The 15943-nt window shown below is 57.7% G+C and carries 15 protein-coding genes; 11 read left to right on the top strand and 4 right to left on the bottom strand.

Annotated elements, in window-relative coordinates:
• Positions 1-39: 39 nt before the first annotated feature.
• Positions 40-942 (bottom strand): NAD(P)-dependent oxidoreductase, encoded by a 903-nt coding sequence (locus tag ABEV74_RS00255; protein WP_430142675.1) that lies wholly within the window; start codon positions 940-942, stop codon positions 40-42.
• Positions 943-1102: 160 nt separating this feature from the next.
• Here ABEV74_RS00255 and ABEV74_RS00250 point away from each other — a divergent pair, with 160 nt between their 5' ends.
• The 6 genes from ABEV74_RS00250 to ABEV74_RS00225 all read left to right on the top strand — a co-directional run bounded on the left by ABEV74_RS00250 (position 1103) and on the right by ABEV74_RS00225 (position 7203).
• Positions 1103-2452 carry a glucose-6-phosphate isomerase gene (locus tag ABEV74_RS00250; RefSeq protein ID WP_430142674.1) on the top strand — a complete coding sequence of 450 codons (1350 nt, stop codon included), beginning with the start codon at positions 1103-1105 and terminating at the stop codon, positions 2450-2452.
• A 24-nt stretch (positions 2453-2476) separates the two neighbouring features.
• The gene (locus ABEV74_RS00245) at positions 2477-3112 is read left to right on the top strand and encodes a YigZ family protein (RefSeq protein ID WP_062495122.1); all 636 of its coding nucleotides are present in this window, start codon (positions 2477-2479) and stop codon (positions 3110-3112) included.
• A 260-nt stretch (positions 3113-3372) separates the two neighbouring features.
• Positions 3373-4188 (top strand): sulfate ABC transporter permease subunit CysT, encoded by an 816-nt coding sequence (gene cysT / locus ABEV74_RS00240; RefSeq protein WP_256364502.1) that lies wholly within the window; start codon positions 3373-3375, stop codon positions 4186-4188.
• Complete coding sequence (locus tag ABEV74_RS00235; RefSeq protein WP_430142670.1) at positions 4185-4982, top strand: sulfate ABC transporter permease subunit; 798 nt, start codon at positions 4185-4187, stop codon at positions 4980-4982. Before cysT (ABEV74_RS00240) ends, ABEV74_RS00235 begins: the two co-directional genes overlap by 4 nt.
• Before the next feature lie 3 nt (positions 4983-4985).
• Positions 4986-6050: a sulfate/molybdate ABC transporter ATP-binding protein gene (locus ABEV74_RS00230; RefSeq protein ID WP_062495120.1), complete on the top strand. Its 1065-nt coding sequence runs from the start codon at positions 4986-4988 to the stop codon at positions 6048-6050.
• Between the two features lie 82 nt (positions 6051-6132).
• Positions 6133-7203 carry a sulfate ABC transporter substrate-binding protein gene (locus ABEV74_RS00225; protein WP_430142716.1) on the top strand — a complete coding sequence of 357 codons (1071 nt, stop codon included), beginning with the start codon at positions 6133-6135 and terminating at the stop codon, positions 7201-7203.
• 66 nt (positions 7204-7269) lie between these two features.
• On the opposite strand, the gene ABEV74_RS00220 is transcribed toward ABEV74_RS00225, so the two are convergent.
• Complete coding sequence (locus ABEV74_RS00220) at positions 7270-8070, bottom strand: Cof-type HAD-IIB family hydrolase (protein ID WP_430142667.1); 801 nt, start codon at positions 8068-8070, stop codon at positions 7270-7272.
• Positions 8071-8429: 359 nt separating this feature from the next.
• Between ABEV74_RS00220 and ABEV74_RS00215 the strand changes: the two genes are divergently transcribed.
• Positions 8430-9857, top strand: coding sequence for a S41 family peptidase (locus tag ABEV74_RS00215; RefSeq protein WP_062497183.1), 1428 nt, complete (start codon positions 8430-8432; stop codon positions 9855-9857).
• 232 nt (positions 9858-10089) lie between these two features.
• On the opposite strand, the gene map is transcribed toward ABEV74_RS00215, so the two are convergent.
• Together map and ABEV74_RS00205 are read right to left on the bottom strand one after the other, a co-directional pair.
• Entirely contained in the window at positions 10090-10839 is a 750-nt protein-coding gene (gene map / locus ABEV74_RS00210; protein WP_430142664.1) for a type I methionyl aminopeptidase, read from the bottom strand.
• A gap of 985 nt (positions 10840-11824) precedes the next feature.
• A complete protein-coding gene (locus ABEV74_RS00205) occupies positions 11825-12613 on the bottom strand; it encodes a DUF4097 family beta strand repeat-containing protein (RefSeq protein WP_430142661.1) in 789 nt (262 codons plus the stop codon).
• 227 nt (positions 12614-12840) lie between these two features.
• Here ABEV74_RS00205 and ABEV74_RS00200 point away from each other — a divergent pair, with 227 nt between their 5' ends.
• The 4 genes from ABEV74_RS00200 to cysW all read left to right on the top strand — a co-directional run bounded on the left by ABEV74_RS00200 (position 12841) and on the right by cysW (position 15923).
• Positions 12841-12975: a hypothetical protein gene (locus tag ABEV74_RS00200; RefSeq protein WP_430142658.1), complete on the top strand. Its 135-nt coding sequence runs from the start codon at positions 12841-12843 to the stop codon at positions 12973-12975.
• A gap of 151 nt (positions 12976-13126) precedes the next feature.
• Positions 13127-14167, top strand: a complete 1041-nt coding sequence (locus tag ABEV74_RS00195; RefSeq protein ID WP_062495112.1) for a sulfate ABC transporter substrate-binding protein — start codon at positions 13127-13129, stop codon at positions 14165-14167.
• 31 nt (positions 14168-14198) lie between these two features.
• Positions 14199-15032: a sulfate ABC transporter permease subunit CysT gene (gene cysT, locus ABEV74_RS00190; protein WP_430142655.1), complete on the top strand. Its 834-nt coding sequence runs from the start codon at positions 14199-14201 to the stop codon at positions 15030-15032.
• Between the two features lie 12 nt (positions 15033-15044).
• A complete protein-coding gene (gene cysW / locus ABEV74_RS00185) occupies positions 15045-15923 on the top strand; it encodes a sulfate ABC transporter permease subunit CysW (protein WP_062495108.1) in 879 nt (292 codons plus the stop codon).
• Positions 15924-15943 lie beyond the last annotated feature (20 nt).

The following is a 15943-nucleotide window of genomic DNA, read 5'->3' as shown; positions in this document are numbered from 1 at the left end:
AAGGATAGGGGGAGCGGACGCGGCGGCGATCGCCGCCGCTTACTTGTCCCCGCCTCCGCCGTTCAGCTTCCGGCCGGTCCATTGCTCATAGCTTTTGGCAATGGCCGACAGATCCAGGTCGCCAAGTCCGAGCGCCTGGCCGGTCTGCATGACGCTTTTGGCGGCTTCGAGCATCGGCGTCGGCACGTTCAGGCTGTCCGACAACGAGGAGGCAAGACGAAGGTCTTTGAGCATAAGTCCGAGTGAAAATTGTACGCTGTAGTCTTCGGCGAGCAGCTTCGGGCCTTTGAGATCGGCCATTTTGCTGCCGGCGCCGCCCGATTGGACGAGCTCGATGAACTGTGCGGCGTTAATGCCGCCGCTCGCGGCAATGGCCAGCCCTTCCACGAGAGCGACCGTGTTGATGCCGACAATGGCATTGTGCGCGAGCTTCGCAACGGCGCCGCTGCCGCTCTCGCCCATATACAGCACTTTGCGGCCCATGGCCAGCAGTATGCTTTCATGCTTGCGGAGCGTCGCTTCGTCGCCGCCGACCATGAAGACGAGCGTACCGTCCTCGGCCGCCGGCTTGCTGCCGGTGACGGGGGCGTCGAAAAACGCGGCGCCGCGCGTCCGGGCGTCGGCTGCATGACGCCGCGCCAGCTCCGGAGAAATCGTGCTGCTGTCGAAGATGACGGCGCCTTCGCGAACGCCAGCGAGCACACCGTTCTCTCCGTCGTATACTTCGGCTATGGCGGCGTCGTTGCTGATCATTGTGATGACCGCGTCTGCGGCGCGCGCCGCTTCCGCCGGAGTCGCCGCTTTCCGGGCGCCGAGCCGGACGAGCTCGTCGGCCTTGGCGGCCGTACGGTTCCAGACGGTGACGGCATACCCTTTGCGAAGCAGATTGGCCGCCATCGGCGCGCCCATGGTTCCGAGTCCGATAAATCCGATATGCTGCATGATAGCCCTCCTCGTAATATCTGGTTTATCGCTTTGTTGTGCGTTGGCAGGCAAAGCCTGTCTTTATTGTAACACACCCTGATCCGCTGTTCCCTTGTTTTCGCGGGATAAATCCTTTATTCTATTGCTAGTCCCAGGATTGAAGGAGGTTTACCGATTCATGAGCAAAACGGTCCGTTTCGACTATTCCAAAGCGCTGACGTTCGTCGGCCAGCACGAAATCGACTATTTGGCCGATGCGGTACGCACGGCGCACGATCAGCTTCACAACGGCACTGGCGCAGGTTCCGATTTTCTCGGCTGGATCGACCTGCCGACCAATTACGATAAGGAAGAATTCGCCCGCATCAAGCAGGCGGCGGCCAAAATCCAGTCCGATTCCGACGTGCTCGTCGTGATCGGCATCGGGGGCTCTTATCTCGGCGCGCGCGCGGCGATCGAGATGCTCTCGCATTCCTTCTACAATCTGCTGCCGAAGGACCGCCGCAAGACGCCGCAAGTGTTTTTCGCCGGCAACAACATCAGCTCGACGTATGTGGCCCATCTGCTGCAGCTGCTGGAAGGAAAGGACTGGTCGATCAACGTCATCTCCAAATCCGGCACGACGACCGAGCCGGCCATCGCTTTCCGCATTTTCCGCGCCGAGCTGGAGAAGAAGTACGGGAAGGAAGAAGCGCGCAAGCGCATCTATGCGACGACGGACAAGGCGCGCGGCGCGCTGAAGAAGCTGGCGACCGAGGAAGGCTACGAATCGTTCGTCATTCCGGACGACGTCGGCGGCCGCTACTCGGTGCTGACCGCCGTCGGCCTGCTGCCGATCGCCGTCGCGGGGATCGACATCGACGCGATGATGAAAGGCGCGGCTGACGCCGCCGCCGAGTATGCGAATCCGAATCTGGCCGAGAACGAAAGCTATCAGTACGCGGCCGTTCGCAACGCGCTGTACCGTAAAGGCAAAACGACGGAAATTCTCGTCAATTACGAGCCGTCGCTGCACTTCTTCTCCGAATGGTGGAAGCAGCTGTACGGGGAGAGCGAAGGGAAAGATCATAAAGGGATTTACCCGGCATCCGTCGATTTCTCGACCGATCTGCACTCGATGGGTCAGTTCATTCAGGAAGGGACCCGCAATCTGTTCGAAACCGTCATTCAGGTCGGCGAAGTGCCCGAACAGATTACGATCGCCGAAGACCCGGACGATCTCGACGGCTTGAACTTTCTCGCCGGCCGCACGATGGATTTTGTCAACAAAAAGGCGTTCGAAGGCACGCTGCTCGCGCACACGGACGGCCAAGTGCCGAATCTGGTCGTGAACATCGCGGATTTGACGCCTTACACGTTCGGCTATCTCGTTTATTTCTTCGAAAAGGCATGCGGCATCAGCGGATATTTGCTCGGCGTCAATCCGTTCGACCAACCGGGTGTGGAGGCTTACAAGAAAAACATGTTCGCGCTCCTCGGCAAGCCGGGGTACGAGAAGGAAAAGGCCGCGCTGGAAGCGCGTCTCTAATCGGGGTTCGCGGGGTTCGCGTTGATGGAACTGAATCGGTACAAGACGCTTCGGGCGCAGGGCAGCCGGGAAATCGTCATCCGCAAATCCCGTTTCATCGGCCACGCCAAGCCGGTCCAAACGGAGGAGGAAGCGGTCGCGTTCATCGAAGAGATCAAGAAGCTGCACTGGAACGCGACGCACAACTGTTCCGCCTACGTCGTCGGAGAGCGCGACGAATTTCAGAAGCAGTCCGATGACGGGGAGCCGAGCGGAACGGCCGGCAAGCCGATTCTCGAAGTGATCAAAAATCAGGGATTGAAAAATGTCGTCGTCGTGGTCACCCGCTATTTCGGCGGCATCCTGCTCGGCGCGGGCGGTCTGATCCGCGCCTATACGGACGGGGCGGTGGCGGGCATCGAAGCCGCCGGACCGATCGTCAAGGTGAAGCACAGGGAAGTCAAGGTGACCGTCGATTATACGTGGTACGGCAAAGTGGAGAATGAGCTGCACGGCCGGGGCTACCGGATAGACGGCACCGAATTTACCGACCGTGTGACGATCGTCTGCTTGCCGGAAGAGCCGCAGGCGGAGGCGTTCATCGCCTGGATGACCGACCTGACGCAAGGACAGGCGGAGATCGAGGCAGGCGGCACCGTGTACAAGATCGAGGGCGAATAAAAAGGCGCCCGTTCCGGGCGGCTTCGACAACAGATGGGCTGTAAGCATTCCGAATAAGCTTATTCGGAGGCGCAGCCCATTTTTCTTTGCATATATTAGAAATACCTATTGGAACGATCAAAAAGGCTAATTTGCCGATTGACGGAATAGCCCTATTTTTGTTACATTATCAATACCAAGTAACTAAATAGGAATTATGAAGTAGTTTTCGCATGTTCCGATCGATATCGGATGCAGATCTTTAGGGGGTTTACCAGGTCGTGAACGTCAGGCTGAACAGTCGATGGTGGAGCTTCGGATTTCGCAGCGCCATCATGCTCTATTTCGTTATATTGATCGTATTGCCCATCACCGGTATTTATGTGCAGTCGTTTTCGCTCGGTTTGCGGCCGTTTTGGGACAGCGTAAGCAATCCGCTGGCCTGGAAGGCCGTTTTGCTGACGCTCAAGCTAGCGGTCATCGCGACCATCCTCAATATGGCGCTCGGGACGATGGTCGGCTGGGTGCTTGTCCGCTATCGCTTTCCGGGCCGGCGGCTGCTGAACAGTCTGGTGGATCTTCCGTTCGCCTTGCCGACGGCGGTCACCGGGCTCATGATCCTGCTGCTGCTCGGTCCGGGCAGCTTCGTCGGGGAATGGGCGGGGAAAGCCGGTATCGATATCGTATTTCATGAACCGGCGATCGTTATCGCGATGCTGTTCGTGACGTTTCCTTTTGTCATTCGCGCCGTGCAGCCGCTGCTCGAAGAGATCGATGCCTCGGAGGAGGAAGCCGCCTATACGCTCGGCGCGTCGAAGGCCAGAACGTTCTTCCGCGTCATCTTCCCGTCGATGCTGCCGGGCATATTGAGCGGCGCGATGCTCGCCTTCTCCCGGGCGCTTGCGGAATTCGGCGCGGTCGTGCTGATCGCGGGCAATATTCCGGGCAAGACGCTGGTCGCTTCGGTCTATATATTCGGCGAAATCGAAAGCGACAACCCGCAAGGGGCGGCGGCCGTCTCGATTATACTGCTGACGCTGTCCTTTGCCATTCTGTGGATCGTGAACTACGTGCAAGGCAGGAGGACTACCCGATGAGACGGCTGTGGATTGCGCTGACCTATGCCGTCATCGTGCTGCTATTGGCCGTCCCGCTCGTCAAAATTTTCAGCGGAGCGTGGGCCGACGGCTGGAGCGGCTTTATCGAAGGGCTGACCCGGCCGGAAGCGCTGCACGCGCTTATGATGACCGTCATTATTGTTGTCATCGTGACGGCGATTAATACCGTGTTCGGCGTCATGCTGGCCTTGTACCTCGTCAGGGCGGATTGGATCGGACAGAAGCTGAAGCGGCTGCTGAACAGCCTGGTCGATCTGCCTTTCGCCGTATCGCCGGTAATCGGCGGACTGATGATCGTGCTGCTGCTCGGACCGAATACCGTTATCGGCGCTCTGCTCGAAGGCGCCGGCTTCAAAGTGGTTTACGCCCTGCCGGGCATGATTCTGGCGACGCTGTTCGTGACGTTTCCGATTATGGTCCGCGAGGTGATGCCGGTTCTGCAGGAAATTGGGGCGCAGCAGGAAGAAGCGGCGTCGACGCTCGGCGCCTACCCGTGGTATACGTTTTGGCGCGTCACCTGGCCGTCCATCCGTTGGGGCGTTATCTACGGCGTCGTGCTGACTGTCGCCCGCTCGCTCGGCGAATTCGGCGCGGTGCTAGTCGTTTCGGGCAATATTATCAACAAAACGCAGACGGCAACGACGCTCGTCTACCAGGATGTCGAAAATTTCAACGTTGCCGCGGCAAATGGCGTTGCGCTCGTGCTTGCAGCGTTCTCGGCCTTGCTCCTGCTTATGATGGAATGGGCAAAAAAGCGAAAGGAAGTGCATTAAGGCATGCATATCGAGGTTCGCGGATTAAACAAATCGTTCGGCGATTTTCACGCGGTCAGCGATGTCAGCTTCGAAATTGAAAAGGGCAAGCTGATCGGCCTGCTCGGTCCGAGCGGCGGGGGCAAGACGTCGGTGCTGCGAATGCTGGCGGGTCTGGAAACGCCGACGTCCGGCGACATTCTGTTTCACGGCAAACGGGTCAACGATTTGCCGCCGCAGGAGCGGGGGATCGGGTTTGTATTTCAAAACTACGCGCTGTTCAAGCATATGACGGTGTACGACAATGTCGCTTTCGGACTCAAGGTCAAGAAGCAGCCGAAAGATCGAATCCGGGAGCGCGTCATGTCGCTGCTGGAGCTGACGGGTCTCAAAGGGTTCGAGCACCGCTACCCGCATCAGTTGTCCGGCGGCCAGCGCCAGCGGGTCGCGTTCGCGAGGGCGCTGGCCCCCGAGCCGCAGCTGCTGCTGCTCGATGAGCCGTTCGCGGCCATCGACGCCAAAATTCGGACGGAGCTTCGCACATGGCTCAAGGAATTGATCGACCGGGTCGGCATTACCTCGATTTTCGTCACCCATGACCAGGACGAGGCGATCGAGGTGGCGGACGAAATTATGATCATGAACAAAGGGCGGCTGGAGCAGAAAGGAACGCCCTGGGATATTTATAAAAACCCGGAGACGCCGTTCGTTGCAAGCTTTATCGGGGAATCGACGATCGTTCACGACATCGGCCGGATCAAAGGATTCGAGGAGGCGGCGGTCTGGGAAGGAACGACCGCTCTCATCCGGCCGGAATATATCGAGATCGGCAAGGCGGGCGAAATTCGGCTGCAGTCCGCCACGATGGAAGGGCGTGTCCGGCAGCTGCATTTCCGGGGGAGCGAATGGCTTGTCGAGGTCGACGTGAACGGCACGACGCTGAAGACGTACCGTTCTTTGGAGAAAGAGGCGTTTCATCCGGGCGAGGAAGTGAGCGTTCTGGTGCACCGGGCATATCTGTTCAACGAGCGGGACAGCTGGATGATGGAGAACAGGCTGAAGGAAGATCCGATGCCGATTCATATTTAATTTTACTTTTGCGGCGAGAAAGCGTTGTGGAATGATGATAAGGAATCGAGTGAATCGCATATTAAAGCCGGCTTTCGCCTCGCTGCCGTCATCGCCGCCGTTGCTGTCGCTCGCGGCCGTCATTCTGCTGGCGGCGCTTCTGGCGGCCGGCTGCTCGCGCGCGCCGGCGGAGAAGCAGCATGGGGCGATATCCGAAGGCGCGGCAAGCGATGGCGGTGATGTGACCCTGGTGATCGGCGCGTATTCGGTCGTGAAGGATGCGTTCGCGGAGCTGCTGCCGAAATTCAGGGACGAGTGGAAAGCGAAGACCGGACAGACGGTGTCGTTTCAGGAATCGTACGAAGCGTCGGGCACGCAGGCGCGGGCCATCGCCGGCGGCTTCGAGGCCGATGTTGCCGTGCTGGCCATGGAAGGCGACATCGACAAAGTGGCGAATGCGGGTTTGATTACGCATAATTGGCGGAATGTCCCGTATGACGGCATGATTACCCGCTCCATCGTCGTCATGGGCACGCGGGAAGGCAATCCGCTCGGCATCCGCGATTGGGAAGATCTGACCCGCAAAGGCGTCAAGGTGCTCTATCCGAACCCGAAAACGTCGGGCGGCGCGCAGTGGGATATCAATGCGATGTACGGAGCCGGGCTGAAGCGTTCCGAGGCCGAGACCGGAAGCAAGGACCCCGCCTACGCCAAAGCGTTCCTCAAGCGGATTCACGCCAACGTCGAGTCGCTCGACAAGAGCGGACGGGCCTCGATGGCCGCTTTCGAATACGGCGTAGGCGATGTGATCGTCACCTACGAGAACGAGCTGCTGGCGCGCATCAAGCAAGGCGTCCCCTACGACATCGTCGTGCCGGAGGATACGATTCTGATCGAGAATCCCGCCGCCGTCGTCGACAAAAATGTCGATAAGCACGGAACGCGCGAAGTGGCGGAGGCTTTCGTGGAGTTTTTGCGCGGAGAGGAAGCGCAGCGGATACTCGCCGATTACGGGTTCCGTCCGGTGAACGAGAAGGCGGCCGAAGAGGTCAAGGATCGCTACGTCGTGCCGGCCGGGCTGTTCGATATCGGCTATCTCGGAGGTTGGCCGGAAGTGCGCAAGACGCTCTATTCGCCGGAGGGCATCTGGTTTCAAGTATTGGCCGATCTGTAGCGCTTGCCGGCCGGCGGTCATAACGTCAAACAGGCTCCTCTTGGGAGCCTGTTTGACGTTTCCCGCCTATTCCTGTCCGAGCACGAACTTCTCGATGACGTGCCGCACGCCTTCGTCATTGTTCGAGCGGGTAACGTAATCGGCGATTTCCTTCAAGGCCGGAACGGCGTTATCCATCGCCACGCCGAGTCCGGCGGCCCGGATCATTTCGCTGTCGTTCCACGAATCGCCGATCGCGATCACCTGATCCATGCCGCAGCCGACATGTCCGGCCATAAACCGGAGGGCGTCGCCTTTCGTTCCTTCCTTATGCAGAAACTCCAGAAAATGAGGCTTCGATTTCGTCATATGCACCTTGTCGCCGACGACCGGCCCCAATTGTGCGGCGATCCGGTCAAGCTCTTCCGGGTCGTCGATGATAAGCATTTTCGTGGAAGGCTGCTGCAGCAGCTTGCCGAAATCGGGTTCCACCACATACGGGATGTTGGATAACCGCGAATAACCGCGAACTTTGTCATTGTCTTCCTTCGTATAAAGAACATCGTCGATATAGAGCTGCAGATGCAGCCCGTGCCGCTCGCAATAGCGGTTGATTTCATGCGCGGCATCCGCCGGCACGGAGCGCTCGTACAGCACACGTCCGTCGAACGGGGTTTTGACAAGCGAGCCCTGGTACGTAATGATCGGGACGTTCAGCTCGATCTGCTTCGCGACCTGGGCGGCGGAAGCGAACATGCGGCCGGTGGCAAGCGTAATCGTTACGCCTCTCTCGATCGCGTCGGCCATCGCCCGGCGGGTTCCTTCGGTAACGGTCAAATCGTCGGTCAGCAGCGTATCGTCCACGTCGATGGCAACAAGTCGGTACATGGAAGGTCAAATCTCCTCTCTGTTTTTCGCGCCGTATTCAAAGTATAAGAAAGCATGGTCTCTCTTTGATGAAGCCAGGTTGATTGTAACGAAAATCGGGACCGTCATCAAGGCGGGAGCGGATTTTGGGGCGATGGCGATTTTATGTGGCGCCTTCCGATGTAGTATAATGGTTCCATATCCGATGGACAACAAACGATGTTCGGCGTTCCGAAACGACTTCGGAACAACTGCAGAACGGTTTGTACGAAGATAGGAACGGAAAAGGCCGATTGCGCCGGCCGCCGGACGATCCGGACGATCCGGGCGAGTCCGGGGCACCGGGCGTTCCGGCGCTGACAGGGACTGGAGATGAGGGAATGCAACGAATCGGAAACGTAAGCCGCCGTCGATCTTTTCTTTGGACGGCAATCGGGATCGCGCTGGTTGCGCTCGGCTTTGTAGGGGGAAGATTGTCGCTGATCGCGCAGCATCCGATCATAGCCGAGCCGGCCTTCCGCAATCTGAGCGCCTCCTATAATGAGATCCGTGCGGATTTTTTAAAGGATACGGACCCTTCCGATCTGATCAACGGAGCGGCGGAAGGGATGGTCGCTTCGCTCGACGATCCGTATTCGCGCTTTTTGTCGAAAGAGAAAGGCAAAGCTTATGTGGAAAGCTACGAGGGCGAGTTTGTCGGGATCGGCGTGACCGTACGCCAGGAAGACGGCAAGTTCATTATCACTTCCGTTATTAAGGATGCGCCGGCGGATAAGGCCGGCTTGCGCGCCGAGGACGTCATCGTTCAATTGGAAGGCAAGCCGGTCGAGGTGAAGACGACCGAGGAGCTCGCGCAGAAGCTGCGCGGCAAAGAAGGGACCAAAGTAACGATCGGCATTAGCCGCTCCGGGCTGAGCGAACCGTTTCAGGTGACGCTTACGCGGGCGCCGATCAAGCAGGAGTCGGTTTCTTACGAGATGCGGGAAGGCGGCATCGGCGTTGTGACGGTGACGCGGTTCGCCGAGCGGACGGCGGAGGAATTCGACAAAGCGGTAGAAGCGCTGGAGAAAGACGGCATGAAGGCGCTGCTGCTCGATCTGCGCTCCAATCCGGGCGGGCTGCTTACCCCGACGATCGACATTGCAAACCGGCTCATTCCGAAAGACAAGACGATTCTGCAAGTCGTATACAAGGATGAAAAGCGGGTTATTACGTACCGCTCCAAACAAGAGAAGCCTTGGGAGCTGCCGATCGCGGTTCTGACGGACAGCCACTCGGCGAGCGCTTCGGAAGTGTTGGCGGCCGCTTTGAAGGAATCCGCCGGCGCCACCGTTATCGGCGAAACGACGTACGGCAAAGGCGTCGTTCAACGGTTCAGGCAATTTTATGACGGTTCGGTGCTCAGCCTGACGGAAGCGCAATGGCGGACGCCGAACGGACAATGGATAAATGAGAAGGGCGTCGAGCCCACTATAAAAGTATCGCTTCCCGAATACGCCTCTCTTCCGCCGCTGCCTTCGGGTACGCTGCTGAAGGAAGGATCGTACGGAGAGCATGTCAAAACGCTGCAGTCGATGCTCGAAGCGCTCGGGTATCCTGCGGACGGTACGCCCGGCTTGTTCGACGAGGCGACGAAGCGGTCGCTGGAATCGTTCCAGCGGGATGAGAAGCTGGATGTGACGGGAGAGCTGAACGACCGTACGTCCTACCGCATCGTTCAGCGTTTGAGCGAGAAGCTGAAGAAGGAAGATGCCCCGCTGCTCAAAGGCATCGAAACGTTGAAACAGCAGCTGGGAGCGCGTACCTGAGCGGCCGCAGCAGCATGCCGGCAAGCCGTTTGCCGCAATGCGCGCGAAGATTCGCGCCGGGGCGGAGGAGCGCCTCCGTCTTGCGGCCGTTTGCATTAAGGCCGGCAGGGACGGCTTCCGTATTTTTGCCGGAATGTTTGTTTTCATCCGCTTCGCCGGCGCGGCGAAGGGCCGCACACGCCATAAGCAAGGCATGCCGGACGCATATGCAATCCGGCATGCCTTGCTTTGCTTACCCCTGATCGGTCAAGACGACCGGACCGTCCTCCGTAATCGCCACCGTATGTTCGTATTGAGCGGACAGCTTGCCGTCGACCGTCCGCGCCGTCCATCCGTCGGCATCGATGAGCATGTGGTAAGTGCCTTCGTTGATCATCGGCTCGATCGTCAGCACCATGCCTTCTTTCAGCCGAAAACCTTTGCCCGGTTTGCCGATATGCGGGAAGCTGGGCTCTTCGTGTATTTCCCTGCCTATGCCGTGACCGAGCAGATCGCGCACGACGGAGAATCCGTTGGACTCGGCATGATTCTGGATGACGCTCATGACGTCGCCGATCCGGTTGCCGACGACGGCCTGGCGGATGCCGAGCTCCAGACATTCCCGCGTGACCCGCATCAGCTTCTCCGCCTGCTTGGAAATCCGGCCTACCGCGTAGGTCCAAGCGGAATCGGCGGCCCACCCGTCGAGCTGCGCCACCGTATCGATGGTGACGATATCGCCTTCCTTGAGCGGCGTCCGGTTCGGAAAACCGTGGGCGATGACGTCGTTGACCGATGCGCAGGTGGCGAACGGATAGCCTTTGTAGCCGATCGTCATCGGTATTCCTCCGCGCTCGCGGATGAAGCGTTCCATAAAGGCGTCGATTTCCAGCGTGGTGATCCCCGGCCGAATCATCGGGGCCATCGCTTTGTGACATTCGGCGACGAGCTGCCCGGCTTTTTTCATCCGTTCGATTTGTTCCGGCGTTTTTAATGTAATCAAGCTTCACATTCTCCTTTCTAAATCACGATCTTGGCTGACTTGCTCAAAAACCGTAGGCCGAAGAAAGTTTATGTCAGATCATCATACGCTACACGGGTGCGGTTTGCAACGTTGGCAACTGCAACCTAAACAAGCAGCCGGACAAGGGCTGTCCCTTGTCCGGTGCTTGTCTAACCGGCGCCAGTTTACGTTCTCTTCGGTCCGTCGGAGCGCCTTTTCTTCCGTCTCATCGTCACCGGTTCGTCGGTACGCCTTTGTCTTCCGTCTCATCGTCACCGGTCCGCCGGAGCGCCTTGTTTTCCGTCTCATCGTCACCGGTCCGTCGGAGCGCCTGTCTTCCGTCTCATCATCTCCGGTGCGTCGGTATGTTCTGCCTCAGCGTCCCCCGCCTTCCGGCAGATTGCTTTGGCGAATGCTGCAAAAGTGCAGGAATTTTGGCCCGAATAGATGACTATGGTGTGAAATCCTGCAAAAATACAGCATTTTTTTAGTGATTCTCCCATATCTGGATTGAAAGCACCAAAAAAACTGTATTATCGCAGCAATTTTCACGTTTTGGTTATTTTTCGCCCGGAAAAACTGCACTTTTGCAGCATTGTTCATTTATAAGGTGTTTATCTCCCTTTCTGATGCCGGCCTATCACGGAGCCGAAGTAAAGCATTTTCGCAAACGGTGGCAGTTCACAGCGGGAATGGCGCGAACGAAAAGGCCCTTGAGATTCGCAAACAGGTGCATGGCGGGGTTGGTGCGCCGGAATAAGGACTCGGAGATTCGCAAACAGGCGCATGGCGGGGTTGGTGCGAACGAAGAAAAACTGGAGGTTTGCAAACGGGCGCCCAGCGGGAATGGAGCGAGCGAATAAAACCTGGGGGTTCGCAATGCGGGGCGCATGGCGCGTGGGTGGCGGCTCGAGCGAATTAAGGCCCTGGCCGCCAAACTGCAGCGTCCTCAGACTGGGACGACGGAGTCGTTTCTGCTTGTCGTCTATTTCAGCGTGAAATTTCCCGAACCCGTACGCACGTATAATTGCACCTCGCCGGAGCCGAACGAGCCTTTGACGACATCGCGCTCAACCGATTCCTGCTCGTACACGAAGCCGTCCCATTGAATTCGGCCCTGACCGGAACCGCCGCGGTAATCGACGTGCAGCGATTCCGGACGTTCGGCAAGTTTGACGGTCACATTGCCGCTGCCGGTTTTAAGATCCGCATCGTGCAGCAATTCGCGGGTTTCGACGAGAATGTTTCCCGATCCGACCTTTCCTTTGATTTCGGCCTGCCCGTCAATCAGCTTCACATTGCCGCTGCCCGCGTCAAAAGCCAACGAATCGGTTTCGAGCCCATCGATCGTAATATTGCCGCTGCCGGTTTCAACGTCCACCGTATTCCATTGTTTTTCCGGAAGGGTTACGTCCAGGGTAACATTGGCGAAATTGAAGAAGAACCAGAATTTTTCGGGCATCTCCAAGCCCAGCTCAAGCGTATCGCCTTGCTGTTCGACATGAAGGTCGATATTGTCCGCATAATGGCGCCCCGCGCTTCCTTGCAAACGTACATACGCTTGTTCCGACTCGCCTTTGACAATTCGCACGTTGGCGCTGTCCGTATGGATCCGAATATGTTCAACCGCCCCCGCATCGACGGCTTTCTCGATATTCACCTCGCGCGACAGCAAGGCTCCTATGCGGTGCAGCGAAATATCGCCTCCCGACCAGACGTGATACAAGCCGGCTACTCCTGCGATTACCAAAATAATCCCAAACAATCTTCTCATCTTCCGATTTCTCCTTGCTCCGACATTTTTCTTCTTACCGAACACGCCGTCCCGATTTCTATAAAACAGTGTAGCATCAGCGCCGGTATGCCAAACACCGGCTCCCGAATGAGATTTGCACCCGTCTCAGGTCCAGGAACAAGGCTTGCCGCGTGATGGGCATTCACCTACTTCCGCTCCGATGAGCAGTATAGGTTCGAGGGAGATTCAATTCGGGAGGTGCCTGTATGGGATGCAAGTGGAATCCGGAGTTCGCACCTGCGTCGAGGATGTCGATCCGGGCGGCGGCAGGAGTGGCGTGGTTTATCGGGCAATTGTCGCAAGTGGAGGGCTGTTTCCGGTTTTGGGGCAGCTTGGGATAACCTATAGGAAGCAAAAAAACGTTGACAATCCAAAAAGCGGCTGATATGATTTGTATACCCAACTAAAAAGGTAGGAATACATGTTTATGCGACCGGACGACCGGAGTAGACAATGTGAACTTATCCGCCATTATTTTGAGAGGTGTTATTCGTGAGCGCATTTTCCTCCGCTCGTCTTTTTGTTATCATCCTTGCATTTTCGCTGGCGCTGACCGCTTGCGGATCCGCCAACGAAGAGTCCGGATCTGGCGGCGGTTCCGTGGAAATTGTGAATGTATCCTACGATCCGACCCGCGAGTTTTACGTCGAGTATAACGAAGCATTTGCAAAGCATTGGAAAGAAGAGACCGGGCAGACTGTGACCTTCAAGCAGTCGCACGGCGGCTCCGGTAAGCAAGCCCGCACGGTCATTGACGGTCTGAAGGCCGACGTTGTCACGCTGGCGCTCGGCTACGACATCGATGCGATTGCCGATGCCGGACTGATTGAACCGGATTGGCAGCAGCAGTTCGAAAACAACAGTTCGCCGTACACGTCGACGATCGTGTTCCTGGTGCGCAAGGGCAATCCGAAAGGCATCAAGGATTGGGACGATCTGATCAAACCGGACGTCGAGGTTATTACGCCGAATCCGAAGACGTCGGGCGGCGCGCGCTGGAACTATTTGGCCGCATGGGGCTATGCGCTCAAGCAGAACGGCAATGACGAAGCGAAAGCGAGAGAGTTTTTGAGCGCGCTGTTCAAGAACGTGCCGGTGCTCGATTCCGGCGCCCGCGGAGCGACGACGACGTTCGTCGAGCGCAAAATCGGAGACGTGCTGCTCGCCTGGGAGAACGAAGCGCTCCTGTCTCTTGAGGAATTCGGGGAAGACGAGTTTGAAATCGTGACGCCGTCGATCAGCATTCTCGCGGAGCCGCCGGTGGCGATCGTCGACAAGAACGTCGATGCGAGAGGTACGCGCGAAGTGGCTGAAGCCTATCTCCAATATTTGTACTCGGAAGAAGGCCAGGATCTGGCCGGGAAAAATCATTATCGTCCGACGCTGCCGGCCGTTGCCGAGAAATATGCCGATAAATTCCAAACGGTCGAGCTTCTTCAGATCGACCGGGATTTCGGCGGATGGCGCGAAGCGCAGCAGAAGCATTTTGACGATGGCGGCATCTTCGACCAAATTTATGTGCCGGGTTCATAAGGCGGCGGGGGAATAAGGGAGCTGACTTCACATGAAAGGTTCCAAATCGAAGAACGTCTTGCCCGGCTTCGGATTGTCCATGGGTTTTACGATTTTCTATCTCTGCCTGATCGTGTTGATTCCGCTTGCCGGCGTGTTCATTAAGACGGCCGGATTGTCGTGGAGCGAATTTTGGAATGCCGTTGCGAATCCCCGGGTGCTGGCGTCATATCGCGTCAGCTTCCTGACTGCGCTGTTCGCGGCGGCGGTCAATGTAGTGTTCGGACTGCTGGTCGCCTGGGTCCTTGTCCGGTATCGATTTCCGGGCAAGAAGATCGTGGACAGTCTGGTCGATTTGCCGTTTGCGCTGCCGACCGCCGTGGCCGGCGTCGCACTGACGGCGATCTATGCGCCGAACGGTTGGATCGGCCAGTATGCCGAACGACTGGGCCTTTCGATCGCCTTCACGCCGCTTGGCATTACGATCGCACTGATGTTCATCGGCCTTCCGTTCGTCGTCCGCACCGTTCAGCCGGTGCTGCAGGATTTGGAGAAGGAGGTGGAGGAGGCGGCCGTCATGCTGGGCGCATATCGCTTCCGCACATTCCGCAGCGTCATCCTGCCGGAGCTTGTGCCGGCGCTTCTGACCGGCTTCGCGCTCGCTTTCGCAAGAGGGATCGGCGAATACGGGTCGGTCGTATTCATCTCCGGCAATATGCCGATGCGAACGGAAATTGCGCCGCTGCTCATCATGACGAAGCTCGAACAGTACGATTACATGGGTGCGACCGCGATCGCTCTCGTTATGCTGGTCGTGTCGTTTCTGATGCTGCTTCTCATCAATTATTTGCAGTGGCGGGCGAATCGCCACACGACGACTTCATAAGGAGGGACGCCGATGGCAGGAGCCGTTACCGCGCATTTGTCGCCCGAATCGGCGAATCGTCCGAAGCATATTACGGAATCGGCGCCGGTAAGATGGATTTTGATCGCTGTCGCCTTACTGTTTTTGACATTCATCGTCGGCTTGCCGCTAATTACCGTATTTGTCGAAGCGTTCAAAAAAGGCGTCGGGGTTTACATCGCATCCATCACCGAGAAAGACGCATTGTCCGCCCTGCGGCTCACGCTCTTGACGGCTGCGATCGCCGTGCCGTTGAATACCGTATTCGGCATTGCCGCCGCCTGGGCGATCACGAAATTCCGGTTTCGCGGGAAAAATGCGCTGATCACGCTCATCGACTTGCCGTTCTCCGTATCTCCGGTCATTGCCGGGCTGATCTACGTGCTGCTGTTCGGCGCACACGGATTTCTCGGTCCTTGGCTGGACGAACGAAACATTCAGATCATCTTTGCGCTGCCGGGCATCGTGCTCGCGACCGTCTTCGTCACTTTCCCGTTCGTCGCCAGGGAGCTTATCCCGCTGATGCAGGCGCAGGGCGTACAGGAAGAAGAAGCGGCGGCCAGCCTCGGGGCCAAAGGATGGCAAATTTTCCGCTACGTTACGCTGCCGAACATCAAGTGGGGCCTGCTGTATGGCATCATTCTCTGCAATGCGCGGGCGATGGGCGAGTTCGGAGCGGTATCCGTCGTCTCCGGCCATATCCGCGGCGAAACGAACACGCTGCCGCTGCATGTGGAAATTTTATATAACGAATATCAATTTTCGGCGTCGTTCGCCGTTTCTTCCTTGCTGGTCTTGCTGGCCGTTGCGACGCTGATCGCGAAGGCGGTTATCGAGCGTAAATCGGCCGCGCGCCCTTACGTAGAAACGTAGAAAAAAAGACTTGACCGTGG

This window comes from Paenibacillus cisolokensis, assembly GCF_050481165.1.
Lineage (GTDB): Bacteria > Bacillota > Bacilli > Paenibacillales > Paenibacillaceae > Paenibacillus_AH > Paenibacillus_AH cisolokensis.
Note: the sequence above shows the minus strand (reverse complement) of the source record. Positions and strands in the feature narration are given on the sequence as shown.

Coding starts and splice junctions, on each gene's coding strand:
- ABEV74_RS00215 (WP_062497183.1), top strand. CDS start 8,430: ATGCAACGAATCGGAAACGTAAGCCGCCGTCGATCTTTTCTTTGGACG.
- cysW (WP_062495108.1), top strand. CDS start 15,045: ATGGCAGGAGCCGTTACCGCGCATTTGTCGCCCGAATCGGCGAATCGT.
- ABEV74_RS00245 (WP_062495122.1), top strand. CDS start 2,477: ATGGAACTGAATCGGTACAAGACGCTTCGGGCGCAGGGCAGCCGGGAA.
- ABEV74_RS00235 (WP_430142670.1), top strand. CDS start 4,185: ATGAGACGGCTGTGGATTGCGCTGACCTATGCCGTCATCGTGCTGCTA.
- ABEV74_RS00250 (WP_430142674.1), top strand. CDS start 1,103: ATGAGCAAAACGGTCCGTTTCGACTATTCCAAAGCGCTGACGTTCGTC.
- ABEV74_RS00255 (WP_430142675.1), bottom strand. CDS start 942: ATGCAGCATATCGGATTTATCGGACTCGGAACCATGGGCGCGCCGATG.
- ABEV74_RS00230 (WP_062495120.1), top strand. CDS start 4,986: ATGCATATCGAGGTTCGCGGATTAAACAAATCGTTCGGCGATTTTCAC.
- cysT (WP_430142655.1), top strand. CDS start 14,199: ATGAAAGGTTCCAAATCGAAGAACGTCTTGCCCGGCTTCGGATTGTCC.
- ABEV74_RS00205 (WP_430142661.1), bottom strand. CDS start 12,613: ATGAGAAGATTGTTTGGGATTATTTTGGTAATCGCAGGAGTAGCCGGC.
- ABEV74_RS00200 (WP_430142658.1), top strand. CDS start 12,841: ATGGGATGCAAGTGGAATCCGGAGTTCGCACCTGCGTCGAGGATGTCG.
- ABEV74_RS00220 (WP_430142667.1), bottom strand. CDS start 8,070: ATGTACCGACTTGTTGCCATCGACGTGGACGATACGCTGCTGACCGAC.